The sequence below is a fragment of the Arthrobacter monumenti genome (assembly GCF_054511255.1).
Genome location: NZ_JBTNCY010000012.1, coordinates 22889 through 40337, shown reverse-complemented (window position 1 = coordinate 40337; position 17449 = coordinate 22889). Strand labels below are relative to the sequence as shown.

The 17449-nt window shown below is 61.4% G+C and carries 15 protein-coding genes and 1 tRNA gene; 12 read left to right on the top strand and 4 right to left on the bottom strand.

All coding sequences use genetic code 11. The annotated features are described in order from the left end of the window. Positions 1 to 112: 112 nt before the first annotated feature. Entirely contained in the window at positions 113 to 1210 is a 1098-nt protein-coding gene (locus ACX80B_RS16230; protein WP_459298044.1) for a fatty acid desaturase family protein, read from the bottom strand. Between the two features lie 334 nt (positions 1211 to 1544). On the opposite strand from ACX80B_RS16230, the gene ACX80B_RS16225 reads away from it, so the two are divergent. The 5 genes from ACX80B_RS16225 to ACX80B_RS16205 all read left to right on the top strand — a co-directional run bounded on the left by ACX80B_RS16225 (position 1545) and on the right by ACX80B_RS16205 (position 5570). Further along, a complete protein-coding gene (locus ACX80B_RS16225) occupies positions 1545 to 1748 on the top strand; it encodes a cold-shock protein (RefSeq protein WP_026534619.1) in 204 nt (67 codons plus the stop codon). A 135-nt stretch (positions 1749 to 1883) separates the two neighbouring features. After that, positions 1884 to 2519, top strand: a complete 636-nt coding sequence (gene upp / locus ACX80B_RS16220; RefSeq protein WP_459298042.1) for a uracil phosphoribosyltransferase — start codon at positions 1884 to 1886, stop codon at positions 2517 to 2519. 352 nt (positions 2520 to 2871) lie between these two features. Next, positions 2872 to 3744 carry a winged helix-turn-helix domain-containing protein gene (locus tag ACX80B_RS16215; RefSeq protein WP_459298040.1) on the top strand — a complete coding sequence of 291 codons (873 nt, stop codon included), beginning with the start codon at positions 2872 to 2874 and terminating at the stop codon, positions 3742 to 3744. An 83-nt stretch (positions 3745 to 3827) separates the two neighbouring features. Next, a complete protein-coding gene (locus tag ACX80B_RS16210; protein WP_459298038.1) occupies positions 3828 to 4352 on the top strand; it encodes a SixA phosphatase family protein in 525 nt (174 codons plus the stop codon). A 120-nt stretch (positions 4353 to 4472) separates the two neighbouring features. After that, positions 4473 to 5570: a type I restriction endonuclease gene (locus ACX80B_RS16205; protein WP_459298139.1), complete on the top strand. Its 1098-nt coding sequence runs from the start codon at positions 4473 to 4475 to the stop codon at positions 5568 to 5570. 36 nt (positions 5571 to 5606) lie between these two features. On the opposite strand, the gene ACX80B_RS16200 is transcribed toward ACX80B_RS16205, so the two are convergent. Then, positions 5607 to 7037 (bottom strand): dihydrolipoyl dehydrogenase family protein, encoded by a 1431-nt coding sequence (locus ACX80B_RS16200; RefSeq protein WP_459298036.1) that lies wholly within the window; start codon positions 7035 to 7037, stop codon positions 5607 to 5609. 138 nt (positions 7038 to 7175) lie between these two features. On the opposite strand from ACX80B_RS16200, the gene ACX80B_RS16195 reads away from it, so the two are divergent. After that, positions 7176 to 7910 carry a FadR/GntR family transcriptional regulator gene (locus ACX80B_RS16195; RefSeq protein WP_459298034.1) on the top strand — a complete coding sequence of 245 codons (735 nt, stop codon included), beginning with the start codon at positions 7176 to 7178 and terminating at the stop codon, positions 7908 to 7910. A 49-nt stretch (positions 7911 to 7959) separates the two neighbouring features. Here ACX80B_RS16195 and ACX80B_RS16190 read toward each other — a convergent pair. Continuing rightward, positions 7960 to 8032: transfer RNA gene (locus tag ACX80B_RS16190), tRNA-Arg, on the bottom strand. Between the two features lie 292 nt (positions 8033 to 8324). On the opposite strand from ACX80B_RS16190, the gene ACX80B_RS16185 reads away from it, so the two are divergent. The 6 genes from ACX80B_RS16185 (at position 8325) to ACX80B_RS16160 (ending at position 14631) form a co-directional block, all read left to right on the top strand. After that, on the top strand, positions 8325 to 10178 hold the full coding sequence (locus ACX80B_RS16185; RefSeq protein ID WP_459298137.1) for a phosphoenolpyruvate carboxykinase (GTP): 1854 nt from the start codon (positions 8325 to 8327) through the stop codon (positions 10176 to 10178). Positions 10179 to 10299: 121 nt separating this feature from the next. Beyond that, on the top strand, positions 10300 to 11781 hold the full coding sequence (locus ACX80B_RS16180; RefSeq protein ID WP_459298032.1) for a DUF1538 domain-containing protein: 1482 nt from the start codon (positions 10300 to 10302) through the stop codon (positions 11779 to 11781). Then, the gene (locus ACX80B_RS16175; RefSeq protein ID WP_459298030.1) at positions 11778 to 12128 is read left to right on the top strand and encodes a P-II family nitrogen regulator; all 351 of its coding nucleotides are present in this window, start codon (positions 11778 to 11780) and stop codon (positions 12126 to 12128) included. Before ACX80B_RS16180 ends, ACX80B_RS16175 begins: the two co-directional genes overlap by 4 nt. Positions 12129 to 12161: 33 nt before the next feature. Then, the gene (locus ACX80B_RS16170; protein ID WP_459298028.1) at positions 12162 to 12551 is read left to right on the top strand and encodes a CBS domain-containing protein; all 390 of its coding nucleotides are present in this window, start codon (positions 12162 to 12164) and stop codon (positions 12549 to 12551) included. A gap of 89 nt (positions 12552 to 12640) precedes the next feature. Next, a complete protein-coding gene (locus tag ACX80B_RS16165; RefSeq protein ID WP_459298026.1) occupies positions 12641 to 13531 on the top strand; it encodes a LysR substrate-binding domain-containing protein in 891 nt (296 codons plus the stop codon). After that, the gene (locus ACX80B_RS16160) at positions 13528 to 14631 is read left to right on the top strand and encodes a mandelate racemase/muconate lactonizing enzyme family protein (protein WP_459298024.1); all 1104 of its coding nucleotides are present in this window, start codon (positions 13528 to 13530) and stop codon (positions 14629 to 14631) included. Before ACX80B_RS16165 ends, ACX80B_RS16160 begins: the two co-directional genes overlap by 4 nt. A 58-nt stretch (positions 14632 to 14689) precedes the next feature. Here the strand turns inward: ACX80B_RS16160 and ACX80B_RS16155 are convergent, their stop codons facing one another. Further along, entirely contained in the window at positions 14690 to 17440 is a 2751-nt protein-coding gene (locus ACX80B_RS16155; protein ID WP_459298022.1) for a helix-turn-helix transcriptional regulator, read from the bottom strand. Positions 17441 to 17449 lie beyond the last annotated feature (9 nt).

Genomic DNA, 17449 nt, shown 5'->3' with positions numbered 1-17449 from the left:
CAGGTTTTGGGCAGTAGGGGCCGCGAAACCCAACGTTAACGACGAAAGCGGCACAAATTTGTGCCGCTTTCGTAATAAGTCTTCTGTTTGTGTGGCCCGGCCCCTGACCGGACTACTGCCGGCGGAACCGCGAGATCATCGGGCAGTCAAACGGATCACGCGCTGACAGGCCGACCTCATTCAGGTAACGGACCACAATCCCATAGGACTTGGGCAGCGAGGTCTCCGTATAGGCGATCTTGTGATCGGCGCAGTATTCACGCACAATCTCGCTGGCCTTGGCCAGGTTCGGCCGCGGCATGTTCGGGAACAGGTGATGCTCCACCTGGTAGTTCAAGCCGCCCATCAGCGAATCAATGAACTTGCCGCCGGTGATGTTCCGGCTGGTCAGCACCTGACGGCTGAGGAAGTCGGCCTTGCTGTCATGCGGCAGTACCGGCATTCCCTTATGGTTCGGGGCGAACGATGCGCCCATGTAGACACCGAAAACGGCCAGCTGGACGCCGATGAAGGCGAACGCCATACCCACGGGCAGGAAGGCGAAGATCGCGCCTACGTACAGACCCAACCGGGCGAACACCACTGATATCTCGCGCTTGCGGCCCTTGACGTTGCCCTTGGCGAACAGCGATCGGATGGACGTGACGTGCAGGTTGATGCCTTCGAGCATCAGCAGGGGGAAGAACAGGTAGCCCTGGCGGCGGGTGAACCAGCCCATGAAGCCCGACTGCTTGGCTGCATCTTCGGGCAGGAAGGAGATGGTGTCCGGTGCGATGTCCGGGTCCTTGCCGATCTGGTTCGGTTTGGAGTGGTGCCTCGTGTGCTTGTTCATCCACCACTGGTAACTGATACCGACGGCGGCATTGGCAAGAATGCGTCCGGCGCGGTCATTTGCCGGCCCGGACTCGAAAACCTGGCGGTGCGAGGCCTCGTGCGCGAGGAATGCCATCTGAGTGAAAAGGACGCCCAACGCGCCCGCGATTAGGAGCTGGAACCAGCTGTCACCAAGCAGGACGAAGCCAGTAATGGCGCCGCCAAGTGAGATGGCAAGGCCAACGAAGATCGAAATGTAAAAGGAGCGTCGACGGCGCAACAGGCCTGCGTCGCGGACGGTGCGCATTAGATTGGCGTAGCTGCTGGCAGCAGCGGAACCGGGCCTGGTGGCCGAACTGCGGCTCGTACGGAGTTTGGATTGTGCAGAAATACTCATACGGATCCTGGGGTAGTTTGACTTCCGACTTCCCAGCCGTGAAAACGGGCGAATGCCCTGTAGATACCTGCTACTCTATCTTGTTTGGCTGAACGACGGGCTGGCAGGCACTATCTACCGTTACAAAACCGTCACCCGGCGGAGGAGTGGTAAGCGCTTCCAGTTTTGGCGTGTAGGCTTGAAGGGTAGTTGTTGTGTTACGCATTTTATTTTTAGCTGCAGGCTCCTCCATCTGGAGGCTTGTGCTTCTCTGAACGGCGGATAAAGAACACCGCTGCAGTTGGTCCCGGAAAATCAGGGATCTCCAATCACCACTCTGGAGGAGTACAAAATTATGGCTACTGGCACCGTTAAATGGTTTAACAGCGAAAAAGGCTTCGGATTCATCGCCCCGGAAGACGGCAGCGCCGATGTCTTCGCCCACTACTCGGCTATCGATTCGTCGGGTTACAAGGAGCTGCGCGAGGATCAGAAGGTTGAATTCGAAACGCAGCAGGGCCCCAAGGGTCTGCAGGCAGCGAACATCCGCTTCCTCTAAAGACCCCTCTTAGCAACCAGGGCGGGCCGCCCGCATCCTGGACACTGAGTTTGCACTAGTTGCACCCGGCGGAGCCGGTCTCTTCGAGAGAAGGGCCGGCTCCGTTCGTGTTTAACGGCTGGTAGGTTTTTACCCATGCGCGTACTCGTAGTTGATCATCCCCTTGTTGCCCATAAGTTGACCGTTCTGAGGCAGAAGGAAACCTCATCGCCGGTGTTCCGGCTGCTGACTGAGGAGCTGGTGACGCTGCTGGCGTACGAGGCCACCCGCGACGTCCGTGTTGAACCGACGGAGATCGAAACCCCGGTGACCAGGACCGTCGGAACCGGGTTGACGAAACCGACGCCCCTGGTGGTGCCGATTCTGCGTGCCGGGCTCGGCATGCTTGAGGGTATGACGCGGTTGGTTCCGACCGCAGAAGTCGGTTTTCTGGGAATGGCCCGCAACGAAGAGACGCTGGAAGCGATCACTTATGCCGAGCGCCTGCCCGAGGATTTGACCGGACGCCAGATCTTTGTCCTCGATCCGATGCTGGCCACCGGCGGCACACTCCGGGAAGCAATCAAGTTCCTCTTTGCCCGCGGCGCCGCGGATGTTACGTGCATCTGCCTGCTGGCCGCGCCGGAGGGGCTTGAGGCACTGAAGGCGGAACTCGAGGGCAAGAACGTGACCATTGTGCTGGCTTCCATCGACGAGCGCCTCAACGAGAATGCCTATATCGTCCCCGGGCTTGGCGACGCCGGCGACAGGTTGTATGGTGTCGCCAACTGACGGCGAAACGGTACGACGGCGTGACCACCGTCTAGTGTGATAACGGTCACCTGGGCGCCCAATATCTCAGTATGTGGACATTTGGACCGTATGTTACTTGCGCGTTGGTTTTGTTACGGTGCAGAATCTAGGGGTGAACACCAACCCAACAGCACCTGCTGACGCAGTTATCCGGACCGGCTCATCCGCTGGCATGGACATGTGTTGTTGTCGAATGCACGCCTAACTTTCCACCCCAAAAGGTTCCAGGCAATTTCCTTTTCGCCCAATGGCGGGCTTCCACCCCGTTTTTCGTGGGCAAAAATTATGCATTCTTTGCCGCGTCGACGGCCATTCACAATGAGGTAGCACCATGTCAGTGTCATCCGGATACGTCCACATCTCCCTCCGCAATCGCAATAACACCGGGGCCAATGCAAGGCAGCAGCCAGGCAACAGCTCCGGGTATGGGGCAGGATACGGAATCCAGTCCTACTCTCAGCAACCCGGCTACCGCCCGCTCCGCGCCGTGCCGCCGCAGGCTGCGGAAGCAACGCGCAATTCCGACAGCTCACCCATGACGGCGCCGACACAGGTTGTCGCTCCGGCGGGGGAGGACCAATCCGCGCCCGTCCGCTCAGTGGCCAATGACAACGTAGCCCGTGGGTTCGTTCTCTATGTCGGCCTTGACGAAGAAGCGGCAGCGGCCAATGGCACCTCGCTGACAAAACTGGTGCAGGACATCCGGGCCTATGCCCAGTCACTCGTGCCGAATGCGCAAAGCTACGCCGCCGTCGCCCTCGCTCCGGCAGATGCCACAGGCAGCGATATCGACGTCGTCCGCAACGCTCTTGGCGATCCCACCGCGGCCAATGTCCGGGTCGAGCCGGCACGCTCTCCGCAGCTCCCGCAGGCGCCGCGCCCCACAGGTGTGCTGATCGATTTGTCCCGCCGCGAGGTTCATCTCGACGGCGACACGCTCAACCTGACGTTCAAGGAATTCGAGCTGCTGAACTACTTGGTGGAGAACGGTCAGCGCACCGTTGCCCGCGAGGAACTGCTCAGTGGCCTGTGGCGGAATGCTGACGAGATCCCGAATGAGCGGACGATCGACGTGCACATCCGCCGCCTGCGCTCCAAGCTGGGACGGCTCGCGAACACTGTCCGCACTGTCCGCGGGCAGGGATACCGTTTCTACGAGCACCCCGAGGTCGTCGTCTGGGCGGCCCCGGAGTACTCGATCTAGCAGCTTTCAGGATTTTGCGGTGCGTCGGTGCTGAACCGGCGCACCGCTCTTGCCTTTAATGCGACAGTGACAGACTGGTAGGCATGAGCCAACACCACCTGAAGAAGCTGATCCTGCTGCGCCACTCGAAGGCTTCCATGCCCGGCCATGTGACCGATCATGAGCGTCCGCTATCGGATCAGGGCCACGCCGACGCGCCGGAAGCGGGCAAGTGGCTGGTGGAACACAACGCAGTGCCGGACTTCATCCTCTGTTCGTCAGCGCTGCGGGCACGCCAAACCTGTACCTGGATCTGCCAGGAACTGAGGGAGAAGGCCCCGACGGCGAAACTTGAGGATGGTCTCTACGACGCCTCGGAAACGCGGATCCTGACCTTAATCAACCATGTGCCCGAAACGGTGCAGTCACTGCTGGTGATCACGCATCTGCCGGCCGTGCAGGCCCTGGCCCTGAGACTCGCCGCCGACGATTCGGAGGAGGAAGCCTACACCGACGTAGCGCTCAGCTACCCGACCGGAGGAATCAGCGTTCTGGAGCACGACCTGAAATGGGCGGAACTGGACGACCGGGACTGCAGGCTCACGGCCTTCGCCGCGCCAAGGGCCTGATTTGGTCAGAGACCGCTCATGGCCGGCAGGTGCCAAAGGCAGGACAATCGGCGATATGGTGATGGAACGACAAGCCGCTTGCCGATGAGCGGTCGACCGGTCTCGATGCAGGGGGAAGCAGTGGAGTTTACGGAGCGCTTGACGGCATTGGCGGCAAAAGTCCGCCAGCAGCGGGGACAGATCGAAACTGAAGAGGCGACAAAGAACGCTTTTGTCATGCCGTTCATCTCCACGATCCTAGGTTATGACGTTTTCAATCCTCTGGAAGTCGTGCCGGAGTTCACGGCCGACGTTGGCGTGAAAAAAGGCGAGAAAATCGATTACGCTGTCATCCACGATGGCGTCGTACAGATCCTCATCGAGTGCAAGAAGTCCAAAGAGCCGCTGCGCATCGAGCACGCTTCTCAGCTTTTCCGATACTTCGCCGTTACAAAGGCTCGGATAGCGGTACTCACGAATGGTGAGGTGTATGAATTCTTCACGGATTTGGACGCTCCTAATCGCATGGACGCTAAACCATTCTTAGTGCTTGACCTGAACGACATCGACGAGTCTCTCATCCCGGAGCTGATGAAGCTCTCAAGGGACGTTTTCGATCTGGATTCGATCATTAGCGCGGCGGGGGAGCTTAAATATATTGGCCAGATAAAGCGCACAATTGGAACCCAGTTCAAAGAGCCCGAGGATGACTGGATAAAATTCTTTACCACTCGGGTTTACGACGGACCCTACACCCAGAAAGTCCGTGAGCAGTTTACCGTCCTCGTGACCAAGGCGACCAAGCAGTTTCTCAGCGACCAAGTAAATGAGCGTCTAAAAACGGCGCTCGGAGCCCCCAACTCCGCGATTTCCGACAACACCGAAACGCCGACTGCTGTGACGAGTGAAGAGACTGTCGAGAAGGACTTGTTCGAAACCGGTCTAGAAACGACCCTGGAGGAACTCGAGGGCTTTCAAATTGTCCGTGCCATAGTGTGCAGCGATGTGAGTCCCACACGCGTCGTTCAGCGGGATGCGAAGACCTATTTCGCGGTGCTGCTCGATGACAATAACCGCAAGCCCATCGCACGGCTTCATTTTAACCGCGGACAAAAGTACTTAGGCGTCTTCGATGAAAGTAAGACCGAAACGCGTATTCCGGTTACGGCAGTACATGAGATCTATGATCATGCGGAAAAGCTCCGGGCCAGCGTCAGACGGTATTTAGAAGCACCTTAAAGGTTGTCCGGACAAGCACCATTCACAGTCCGTACTTTACAGCCCGTACTTCTCCAGCAGCCGCAACCAGATTTCGCTGATCGTCGGGTAGGCAGGCACGGCATGCCAGAGCCGCTTCAACGGAACCTGGCCGACGACGGCGATGGTCGCCGCGTGCAGCAGTTCAGCCACGTCCTGCCCGGCAAACGTCATGCCAGCGATCACCTTACGATCCTCATCAACGACCATTTGCGCCCAGCCCTTATAGCCATCCGCCTGCAGCGCGGAACCGGCAACAGCGATATCCATCTCAGTCGAGGAAACATTCATGCCCCTCTGTCTGGCCTGCTCGAGCGTCAGCCCCACCATGGCCACTTCGGGATCGGTAAAGACCACCTGCGGAACGGCGCAGTCGTCGGCAGTGTGGGCATAACGGCTCCACGGTTGCACGTCCTCAGTCAGCTCCAACTCCGCCCTGGCGACAATGGCGTCACCGGTGGCACGTGCCTCGTACTTCCCCTGATGCGTTAGCAGGACCTTGCCCGCCGCGTCCCCGACGGCATACAGCCAACCGGCGCCTCCTACCCGGCCGGACACGTCCACGGAGAGGTCCTGCGGCTCAATACCGACGACGTCGAGCCCGAGTTCCTGGGTCGCCGGATGGCGGCCTGTTGATACCAGCAGCTGGTCGGCGTCCAGAGTGGAACCGTCCTTCAGCGTCAGATGCACGACGCCGTCATCACCCTGGCTGACGGAAGCCGCCTCAGCGCCGGTGCGGATATCGATGCCCTCTTCGGCCAGCGCCGTCGAAACCAACTTGCCGGCCTGCTCGGGAAAGGTGTTCAGCAGGGAGCCACGGACAATCATGGTCACTTTGGAGCCCAGCCGCGAGAAGGCCTGGGCGAGTTCGGTTCCGGCCACTCCGCCGCCGATCACGGCGAGCCGCGGCGGAATTTCCTGCGCCGATGTCGCCTCGCGGGTGCCCCAGTACGTCACCGAGTCCAGCCCTTCAATCGGTGGCACGCTAGGAGCGGAGCCGGTGGCGATGACGACGGCGTGACGCGCGGTAATGCTGGTGACGTTGCCGTCGTCGTCGGTAACCTCCACCTGCCGCTCGGCGCTGAGGCGGCCCCGGCCGCGGACCAGCTCGATACCCGCTCCGGCGACCCACTCCGCCTGTCCCGAGTCGTCCCAATTCGAGGTAAAGGAGTCCCGGCGCTTCAGGACGGCCTGCGCATCAAGCCGGCCGTCCGCGGCTTCGCGTGAACCGGCCACCGCCTGTGCGCCGTGCAGCGCGATGCCCGGTCGCAGCAGCGCCTTCGAAGGCATGCAGGCCCAATAGGAACACTCACCGCCCACGAGCTCGGACTCGACCAGAACCGCTTTCAGCCCACCCTTGACCACGCGGTCGGCGGCATTTTCGCCGACTGCTCCGGCGCCCAGGATAACGACGTCGGTGGAAAGCTGCGATGAAGTCTCTGTGCCCATAGAACGAGACTGTCACCGCCACGCAGGAGTGGCAAGGGCCGATAGCGGGGGCGTTACCCATTGATGCCATTGATGAGCCCCGGGCAACCGATATATGTTTAGAGACCATGGGGGAATCAGAGTCCAGGAGAGAGGGACGTGATCTCACCGGCCACACCACCGCGCTTCAGTGCCCAGAGCCGGTTGCGCGCCCTGCAGGCGGACATCATGGAGCTGATCCTGGCCCGGGAGCTGGACGTGGGCGATTCCTTGCCCACCGAGAGCGAGCTTTGCCTGGCACTCGGCGTCGGCCGCAATACCCTCCGCGAATCGTTGAAGGTCCTGCAGGCAGTAGGCGTGATCGAAATCCGCCACGGGTTCGGCATGTTCGTGGCACCGTCGAATTTTGCGGCCCTGACTGATGGGCTGACCTTCCGCGGGCGGTTGTCGCTGCGGCATCAAGGCGCGGAAGCCCTGGAGTTGGTCAATGCCCGGCAAACTGTTGAATCCGCCCTGATCGGCGCTGCCATGGACTCAATGGATTCAGCGGATCTGGAAGCTCTTGAGGCGGCTTTGGACCAGATGGAGCATTCCGCCTCACAGGGCGAAGATACTGCGGAAGCTGAGGAGGAATTCCACCGCAGACTGTTCCGGCCGCTGGGAAATGAGCTTCTGACCCATCTGGTGAGCGTCTTTCGGGGTATTGACTTGAGAATCCAGCAGGACGACGGCGGTGCAACCGGTGATCCGGCGGCCGCGGCAGAGCTGCATCGCCAGCTTTTTCAAGCCGTGGCCGGAGGCGACAAGGCCGCCGCGGTGGACCGGCTCGGCCAGCACTTCGATGGATTCCGGGAAAGGATCAACGGGATCCTGGCTGTTGCCGGTGAAGCTTAAAACAGAACACCCCGGCGGGGCTTTCGCTTCCGGGGGTGTTCTTCAAATGTGCGCCCGACAGGATTCGAACCTACAACCTTCTGATCCGTAGTCAGATGCTCTATCCGTTGAGCTACGGGCGCATGGCCCTCGCGGGCCGTAGACCACTTTAGCGTGTTTCGATATTCGTTGCGAATCGCCCGCCCGATGTCAGTTTGAGCGACGCTATTGCTATACCGGTCTAGGTGACCTTTATCACATCCAGCGCGGCCGGCGGACAGTCAAAACCCCGGCAATCCGCGGATCAGCGGCACCCAGTATACCGCCGCTACATGAAGATCCCCATTCTGCCCGCATTACGGACCCATAGCATTTAGTCACACCACAGACCCAAGGAAGGGAAGAGTCATGGGCGATGCTGCGCGTCAACTTCTGATGGAAGATTCCGCTGAGCCAACTGCGACACCGCAGACTGTGCAAGATGCTCTCAATAATGCGCCTACGACTCATGCAGGGCTGCTTGAGTGGGTGCGTGAGACTGCGCAATTGACCAAGCCGGAGGCTATCTACTGGGTCAACGGTACTGAAGAAGAGTATGCGCGGCTCACGGGCCACCTTGTTGATGCCGGAACACTGACCCGGTTGAACCCGGAGACTTTCCCCAACTCGTTTGCGGCCTTCTCCGACCCAAAGGACGTTGCCAGGGTCGAAGAGCAGACCTTTATCTGCTCGGAAAACAAGCACGACGCCGGTTTTACCAATAACTGGATGGACCCGGCCGAGATGAAGACCAAGCTCAAGGGCTTGTTCGATGGCTCTATGCGCGGACGGACCATGTACGTGATCCCGTTTGTGATGGGCCACCTTGATGCCAAGGATCCGAAATTCGGCGTCGAAATCACCGACAGTGCCTACGTGGTCGCCTCCATGCGGATCATGGCCCGCATCGGCACCGATGTCCTGAACAAAATGACAGAGTTGGACGCCTTCTACGTTCCCGCCCTGCACTCGGTCGGAGCTCCGCTCGAACCGGGCGAGGAGGACGTCCAGTGGCCGTGCAATGAGGACAAATGGATCGTGCACTTCCCCGAGGAGCGCTCCATCTGGTCTTACGGCTCCGGCTATGGCGGCAATGCCCTGCTCGGCAAGAAATGCTATGCCCTGCGCATCGCCTCGGTGATGGCCCGCGACGAAGGTTGGCTCGCCGAGCACATGCTGATCCTCAAGCTGACAAGCCCGGAGAACAAGACGTACTACATCTCCGCGGCATTTCCCTCCGCTTGCGGCAAGACCAACCTGGCCCTGCTCGACCCGACCCTCGAGGGATGGCACGTCGAAACACTCGGCGACGACATCACCTGGATGCGGTTCGGCGATAATGGCGAAATCCGGGCCGTCAACCCGGAGGCAGGTCTCTTTGGCGTCGCCCCCGGCACCGGCTGGGGCACCAACCCCAATGCGATGCGCGCCATCGTCAAGGGCAACTCCATCTTCACCAACGTGGCATTGACCGACGACGGCGGTGTCTGGTGGGAGGGCATGTCCAAGGAAACCCCGGAACACCTGATCGACTGGCAGGGCAACGAGTGGACGCCGGAGATGGACCACCCGGCAGCACACCCGAATTCCCGGTTCTGCACACCGATCGACCAGATCGACATGCTCGCCGAGGAATATAACGAACCTGACGGTGTTCCCATCTCCGCCATCCTGTTCGGCGGCCGGCGCAAGACCACCGTCCCACTCGTGACCGAGGCGCGTGACTGGACCAACGGGATTTTCATGGGCTCAACCCTGTCATCGGAAACGACCGCCGCCGCTTCCGGCCAGGTCGGCGTCGTCCGCCGCGATCCGATGGCGATGCTGCCCTTCATCGGCTACGACGCAGGCGATTACCTCCAGCACTGGATCAAACTCAGCGGAGCCGCCAACCAGGAGCTGCTGCCGAAGATCTTCCTGGTCAACTGGTTCCGCAGGGATGCCGACGGCGGATTCCTGTGGCCGGGCTTCAGCGAGAACACCCGCGTGCTGAAGTGGGTCATCGACCGGATCGAAGGAACCGCAGAGGCAGCCGAGACGCCGATCGGCTACGTGCCGGCGCCCGGTTCGCTGGACATCGAAGGACTGGGGATCAGCCAGGAGCAGATCGACGAGGCGCTTGCGGTCAAGCCGGAGGAGTGGGAGGCCGAACTTGAGGGTATCGAGCAGTGGTACGAGCGCTTTGGCGACTCGTTGCCGGATGGTCTGCGCGACCAGCTGGAGCAGTTGAAGGAACGGTTCGCCGGCTAGGACCACCCCGGCCGGAACCGACTGAAGTGTGCAATGCCCTTCCCGTGATGGGAGGGGCATTGCCTGCTTAAGGGAAGATTGAAGACCGAGGTACCCGCAGACAGCACTGGGAGAGGACCCAATGGAGCACCTCAGCCAATTCGCTCGCGAATTCCTTAAGGCGCTCAAGAACCTCCTGCCCATCGTGGCCGTCGTCGTGATTTTCCAACTGCTGGTGTTCCGTTCCATGCCGGATAATCCGGTGAGCCTTGTGATCGGGTTGCTGATCGTCGGCCTGGGCATTGCCCTGTTCCTGCAGGGCCTGGACCTGAGCGTCTTTCCGGTTGGCAAGAACCTGGCCAACCAGTTCGTCCGGCGCGGCGCTCTCGGACTGCTGCTGCCCTTCGGGTTCGCCATCGGTTTCGCCGCCTCCATAGCGGAACCTGCGGTAATCGCCGTCGCGCAACAGGCGCAATCAGTCAGCGATGGCCGGATTAACGGGATGACCCTGCGTCTTGTCATTGCCGTCTCGGTGGGTCTTGTCCTGGTCCTGGGCATAATGCGGGTGCTGCGCGGGTGGCCGATCCACAAGCTGCTGATTGTTGGATACGGGGTGGTGCTGGCGCTCAGTTTTGCCGCCCCGGAGGAGATCATCGGCCTTGCCTACGATTCGGGCGGAGTCACGACCAACATCGTGAGTGTTCCGCTGATCGCGGCCATCGGCCTCGGACTGGCCAATTCCATCCGGGGCCGCAGCCAGTTGGCGGACGGTTTTGGTCTGGTGGCACTCTGCGTGATGGTTCCCATGATCGGCGTTCAGCTGTACGGCATCTGGGTCTACACCTTTGGTGGCGGTGGCACCGTACCGGGACTGGAAGCCGGGGAAGATCCGCCGCTCTCGGTGATCAGCGCCATTGTTGGCCTGGCCGAGACGCTCCGGGAAGTTCTGCCCATGGTGGCCGTTGTTGTCTTCTTCCAGTACGTTGCACTCCGGCGCAGACTGTCCCACCCGACGCGGGTCGTCGTCGGCTTCCTGATGGTCGTCGTCGGTCTGTATGCCTTCGTCGTCGGGCTCAAGCTCGGGCTGTTTCCGCTGGGAACAGTCATGGCGGAGCAGTTGATCGAGCAGGGTGTGCCGGCCCTTATCCTGCTCTTCGCCCTGCTCATTGGTTTTGCCACGACCATGGCCGAACCTGCTCTGCTGGCGATCGGCGAACAGGCTCAGGAGGCGTCTCCCGGGAGGATCAGCGCCTTCGGGATCCGGCTCGTTGTCGCTGTTGGAGTGGCACTCGGCATCAGCTTTGGCGTGTACCGCATTCTCGTTGGCGGCCCCTTCCAGTACTTCATCATGGCCGCCTACGTGACAGCGCTGGTGCTGATGCTCTTTACGCCCAGGTATATCGTCGCCCTGGCCTTCGACCTTGGCGGGGTCACGACGTCGGAAATCACGGTGCCGCTGGTCACCGCCCTTGGTCTTGGCCTGGCCACCACGATTGATGGACGTGATGCGTTGATCGACGGTTTCGGATTGATCGCGTTCGCCTCCATCTTTCCCGTGATCTCCGTCATGATCTATGCCATCATGATGGAGAGATTTCCTCGGCTTCGGAAGGAAGCATCGTGAAATTCACCGCCATAGTCGTCATCGCCCCCGATGATTATGAAGATAAGGCGATTGAGTACGCCCAACGGGCGGGCGCCACAGGCGTAACCATTCTGGCCGGCAAGGGCATCGGCGGCGAAGCGAAGAAGTCATTCCTCGGGCTGACCTTTGAGGGAACACAATCCGTGCTCCTGATGGTGGTCGGACGGCACCTTACCGCTCCGATCCTCAAGGCGCTGCACCCGCTTCTGGTGAAGGGGACCGAATCGCGGGGCCTTGCCTTCGCAATTCCGATTGAACATTTGACCGGAATCGACTTGCGCCAGGTAGGCAAATTCGAAGACTATCTGCGCCATGAGGACGACTGAAGCCGGCGTGGGGGATTCATCAGGAGGAAAGAGATGCTCACCGTAAAAGATGTCATGGTTCCAAAAGTCGTCACCATTTCCCCTTACAGCACCCTGCGCGAGGCGATGTCCGCGATGAAGGAGCGTCAGGTTAAGAGTCTCGTGGTGGAGGGGCAGCACGCCCATGATGCCTATGGATTGCTGACCTACAGCGAACTTTTGCACAGCGTAGTCGCGGAAGAAGGGGACATGGATCTCCTCAATGTCTACGACGCCGCCACGATCCCTGCGATCACCGTGGGCGCAGAGTTGTCCTTGCGCCAGGCCGCGACGCTGATGAGCCGATACCACCTCAACCGGCTCGTCGTCGTCGAGGGCAACCAGCTTGTCGGACTGCTGGCCATGAATGACATCCTTGCCCGGATGATGGAGGACATGGTGTGAGCCCCAGGCAAACCATTGGTAGGTGGAGAATATAAATAGGGTCGTAAATAGTATTTCCCTTTCATAATGTAACTCCCTAAGATGCTTAGATGGACATCCGGCATCTGCGCTATTTCATAGCCGTGGCTGAACACCGTCATTTCGGACGGGCAGCGGCGATGCTGAACATTGCCCAGCCGCCGTTATCGCAGCAGATCCGTCAGCTGGAACAGGAGCTGGGAACGAAGCTGTTCAACCGCACCACCCGCAAGGTTGCGTTGACCGAGGCGGGGGAGCTGCTGCTGGAACGCGGCAGACGCATTGTGGAAGAGCTGCAGACCTTGGAGAACGACGTTCGGCAGGTCGGTGGGGGTGTCCAGGGCATCCTGCGGGTCGGCTTCACCGGCTCAGCCACTTACGGGTTGATGCCCCAGGTCGTGCGCCATGCCAAAGAAGAACTGCCGGGACTCGTGCTGAAGATCCGCGGTGAGCAATTGACGCCGCAACTCGTTTCCAGCCTGCTGGAGTATCGGCTCGACGTGGCGGTCCTGCGCCCGCCGGTCCGCACGGCGGAGCTTGATGTCAGCGTGATCGGCAAGGATCCGTTGGTCGTGGTGCTGCCGGCCGATTCGCGCCTCGCCGAATACGAGGTGCTCAGCCTGGAGCAGCTGGAGGAAGAGTCCTTCGTGAGCTATCCGAGCGATTCGGCCGTGGCGGAAACGGCCATCGACGCCTGCCGGCAAGCGGGCTTCTATCCGCGGATCGTGCAGGAAGCCAGCGAGACGTCGGCGCTGCTCTCGTTCGTTGCCGCCGGCGCCGGAGTCGCGCTGGTGCCTGCGACGGCGACCACTTTTGCCATCAACAATGTTGTCATCCGGGAACTGGCAGATGCACCGGAGGTGGAATTGGCCGTGGCCTGGCGCCGCGGGTCGGACTCGGCCCTGCTGCGGAATTTCGTCTCCCTGGTCGAAAACATCAATAAGAAGGACACCGATTCGTGAAGATCGCCAAACTGGAAGCCATTCCCTACTCGATTCCGTACCGTAAGCCGCTGAAGTTCGCCAGCGGCGAGGTGGAGGCGGCAGAGCATGTGCTCATCCGGGTGACCACCGACGACGGCGTGACCGGCATTGCCGATACGCCTCCGCGTCCGTATACCTATGGCGAGACTCAGGCGTCGATTGTCGCCGTCGTCGATCAGATTTTTGCCCCGTCGCTTCTGGGCCTGGACCCGCTGGACCGGGAGAAGATCCACGCCAGGCTGAACCGCACGGTGCACAACAATACGGCCAAGGGTGGAATCGACATTGCGGTATGGGACATCATCGGCCAGCTTGCCGGTCTGCCCGTGTCCTCAATGCTGGGCGGATTCACCGACGGCATGCGGGTCTCGCACATGCTCGGTTTCGCGGAGTCGCAGATGCTGCTGGACGAGGCCCTGAAAATGCGGGACCAGTACGGTATTGACACCTTCAAGCTCAAGGTTGGACGGCGACCGATCGGGCTCGACATCGAAGCGTGCCACGTGCTGCGGGATGGGTTGGGGCAGGAGACCGACATCTACCTGGATGCGAACCGCGGCTGGACGGCCAACGAAGCGATGGAGGTTTTGCGGCGGACCGACGGGCTGGGCCTGTCATTGCTGGAGGAGCCCTGTGACGCGAAGGAGACGATGAGCCGGAAGCGGCTGGTCGACAAGTCTCCGATTCCGATCGTCGGCGACGAGAGTGTTCCGACCGCGGGCGATGTCTCGCGTGAACTTCTGGCCGGTGGCTGCAATGCCATCAGCATCAAGACGGCGCGCAGCGGCTTTACCGAAGCCCAGCGGATCCTGTCACTGTGCGAAGGGCTTGGGATCGACGTCGTTATTGGGAACCAGATCGACACGCAAATTGGTACGCTCGCGTCGGTAACCTTCGGTTCCGCCTTCGAAGCCACGACCCGCCGGGCCGGAGAGCTGTCCAACTTCCTGGATATGAGTGACGATCTGCTGGCCGATCCGCTGCTGATCCAGGACGGCCGGATCAACGCCCGCGAGGTTCCCGGCGTCGGGGCCGCCATCGATGACGAGAAGCTGGCCAGGTACCGGCAGGACCAATAGCGTAGCCCGGGGGAGAGCCGCGCATCTTGTGGAGCCGCGGGCCGGGCCGAGTGCCCGGTCAGGGCTTCCCGGCGTCGGCGTCCGCATCCGGGCGGTAGCGGGCGGCCAGTTCACCGCGTGACCTGATGCCGAACTTCCCGTAGATCCGGGTCAGGTGGTACTGAATCGTCTTGACCGTGACGTAAAGATCCCGGGCCACCTCCTTGTTGCTTTTGCCCTGTGCGACCAGATTCGCCACTGCCTGTTCCTGGGCGGTCAGTGACACCGGATCGGAATCATCCCTGCGGGCAATATCGACGCCGCTGGCTTTGAGCTCCCGGTTGCAACGGTCCACATAGGCCTGTGCGCCCAGGAAGCCGAAAGCGTCCCCCGCGGCGTGCAACAGTCCGGCTGCTTCGGCCCGTTTGCCTGCCCGACGCAAGGTCATGCCGTAGGCGAACTGCACCCGCGCCCGCAGGTAGGGCAGGGACACGGGCTCCAGTTGAGCCAAGGCATGGTCGAAACTTTCCCTGGCTTCCCCGAGAAGACCCTGTGCCCCGAGAATCCGGCCCCTGACGTAGGCCATCCGGGCGGCAGCGGAACGATGGCCGCGCTCTGCCGCATGCTGCTCATAAGGGGTGATGAAATCGCTGGCTTCAGCAACCCGGTCTGTCATCACGAGCGCATTGGCGTAGGTATCGTGCCACGGCCAGAAGCCCGATTCATCCGCTCCCGGGGACAGCTTTACCAGTGGTTCCAAAGCGCGTACGACGGCGGGATAGTCGCCTTGCGCCTCCGCGAACTGGGCCTGCGCCAGGCGGGCCGGAATCAGCATGGTGACGTAGCTCTGGTCGCTCGCGCGGGCCTTCTCCATATGCGACCGGGCCAGCTCCCAATTTCCCCGCAGAGCATGGACCTGGGTCGCGGTCCAGTGAACCAGCGGGCGGATCAGATCCATGTCGGCCGTTTCCAGCTGCCGCTCGGCCTCTTCGACAGTCCGGATGGCCGCGTCCCAGTCGCCGAGCACAAACTGCGTTCGGGCGAGCCACGCCTGTGACCAGAGCGAGATGCGCATGGAACCGGCGGCGTATTCAGTCGGAATCGCGGCCTCGAGCTCGTTGCGCGCGGCCTGTGGATCATCGAAGGCAAGGTGCGCCCAGCCGTAACCTAATTGGACGCGTTGGGTTTGCGCACCTTCGGGGACCCGGGCGGCTACCTTCGCGTAGTGCTCGAACGCCTCGGCCTTCCTGCCCATTGCCACCAGCCCCAGCCCGGCAATCGCCTCTGCCTCCACTCCGGGAGGGCTGCCGGGTTCCGCCAAAGCGACAGTGGCGTGCGACCATTCGACGAGTTCCGGTCCGTTCCATTGGGCCAGGGCGTGCAGCACGTAGCGTTGGGCGACGACGGCGGCGGTGGCTGGATCGGCCGAACGGTCGCAGCTGGCCCAGGCGTTGGATAGGAATGTTTCCGCCGCCGCCCGGCGGCCGCGCATGATTGCTGCATAGCCGAGAACCGTATCGCGGGCCGCGCTGGGGGCAAGGCTTTCGACTTCCGGCAGGAAGGTCATCGCCTCCGGCAGTTGGCCAGCGCCGATCAGGGCGTCCACCGCGTGCAGCAGCCGGTTCTGCTGGAGGGTCTTTTCGGGACTGAGCCGTGCGGAGGTAATCAGCGCGCGCGCAGTCTGGGACCATTGACCGGTGGCGGCCTTGGCGTTGGCCAGTACTTCGAACTCCGACGCCAACTGGGCGTTCTGCAAAGGCGAAGCCGCGGCACGGTGGTTGAGTCTTTGTTCGGCGGAAAGAGCCAGCTGTGCAGCGTGCCGGTGCAGGTCGGCTCTGCGGGTGTGGCTCAGCTGAGTGTAGACAGCGGCCCTGACCAGCGGCTGGTTGAAGGTCAACATTTGCCGTTCACCGCCACCAAAACTGGCCAGTATTCCTGCCTGCTGCGCCTCGTCCAAGGCCGCGAGGGAATCCTCCGTTCCGGCGAGGGCGGCCGCATCGGCGAAGGGAACGGTTTTGCCCAGCACCGAGGCAGCTTCCGCCAGCGTTCGTCCGGCGGGCCCGCATTGAGCCAGCCGCGCGCGCACATCCGCGGCAAACACCCGTGGCGCGGGCAGGTCCGGCTGCCACTGTTGCCAGATTTCCGGTGGCAGTTCGGTCAGCAGTTGCCGCGTGTACAAGGGATTTCCCAATGTATGGGCGGCCAAATGGTGTGCACCGGGAATGGTCAGCTCAATCCCGGCGGCAGCCATGGCGAGATCACGGATCTGCGCCCCGGTCAGCGGATTGACCCGGATGACCGTGTTTTGGTGTCCGGCCAGGAACCGTTGAGCAGCCGCACTGATATTGACCCGGTGTTCATCGCTCACGGTGACGACCGTCATCACCCGCTCCTGATGCAGCCGGCGGACCATGTAGGACAAGGCGCGGATGGAAGCTGGGTCTGCCCACTGCAAATCATCGACGACGACGGCGACCGGAGCGCTCTGCTGCAGTTGCTGCACCAACTCCAGCAAGCACCGGCCCACCTGCATGGCGTCGTGTGCGGAATCTGCTTCGGACAACGGCGTATCCGCCCTGCCGCGGATTAACTGTTCGACAACCGCGAATGGTTCAACGGATTCCCACTCGACCCCAAAGCCGCTCAGGATCTGCAATGATTCGTGTTGCGCGAAGAAGTTCTCGAGCAGGGCGGACTTTCCAATTCCTGATGGTCCTTCGACGATGACCATCGCCGGCTGCCCTTGAGCGGCCAGGGCCAACCGGAGGTCCAACTCCGCGAGCTCGCGCCCGCGGCCGTTGAACCCCTGGAAACTGGAATCGCCGCTCATCGCCTTACT

What these genes read in the sequence shown, in the direction of transcription:
- ACX80B_RS16230 (WP_459298044.1), bottom strand. Translation starts at nt 1,210, where the DNA reads ATGAGTATTTCTGCACAATCCAAACTCCGTACGAGCCGCAGTTCGGCC.
- ACX80B_RS16225 (WP_026534619.1), top strand. Translation starts at nt 1,545, where the DNA reads ATGGCTACTGGCACCGTTAAATGGTTTAACAGCGAAAAAGGCTTCGGA.
- upp (WP_459298042.1), top strand. Translation starts at nt 1,884, where the DNA reads ATGCGCGTACTCGTAGTTGATCATCCCCTTGTTGCCCATAAGTTGACC.
- ACX80B_RS16215 (WP_459298040.1), top strand. Translation starts at nt 2,872, where the DNA reads ATGTCAGTGTCATCCGGATACGTCCACATCTCCCTCCGCAATCGCAAT.
- ACX80B_RS16210 (WP_459298038.1), top strand. Translation starts at nt 3,828, where the DNA reads ATGAGCCAACACCACCTGAAGAAGCTGATCCTGCTGCGCCACTCGAAG.
- ACX80B_RS16200 (WP_459298036.1), bottom strand. Translation starts at nt 7,037, where the DNA reads ATGGGCACAGAGACTTCATCGCAGCTTTCCACCGACGTCGTTATCCTG.
- ACX80B_RS16185 (WP_459298137.1), top strand. Translation starts at nt 8,325, where the DNA reads ATGGAAGATTCCGCTGAGCCAACTGCGACACCGCAGACTGTGCAAGAT.
- ACX80B_RS16180 (WP_459298032.1), top strand. Translation starts at nt 10,300, where the DNA reads ATGGAGCACCTCAGCCAATTCGCTCGCGAATTCCTTAAGGCGCTCAAG.
- ACX80B_RS16170 (WP_459298028.1), top strand. Translation starts at nt 12,162, where the DNA reads ATGCTCACCGTAAAAGATGTCATGGTTCCAAAAGTCGTCACCATTTCC.
- ACX80B_RS16165 (WP_459298026.1), top strand. Translation starts at nt 12,641, where the DNA reads ATGGACATCCGGCATCTGCGCTATTTCATAGCCGTGGCTGAACACCGT.
- ACX80B_RS16155 (WP_459298022.1), bottom strand. Translation starts at nt 17,440, where the DNA reads ATGAGCGGCGATTCCAGTTTCCAGGGGTTCAACGGCCGCGGGCGCGAG.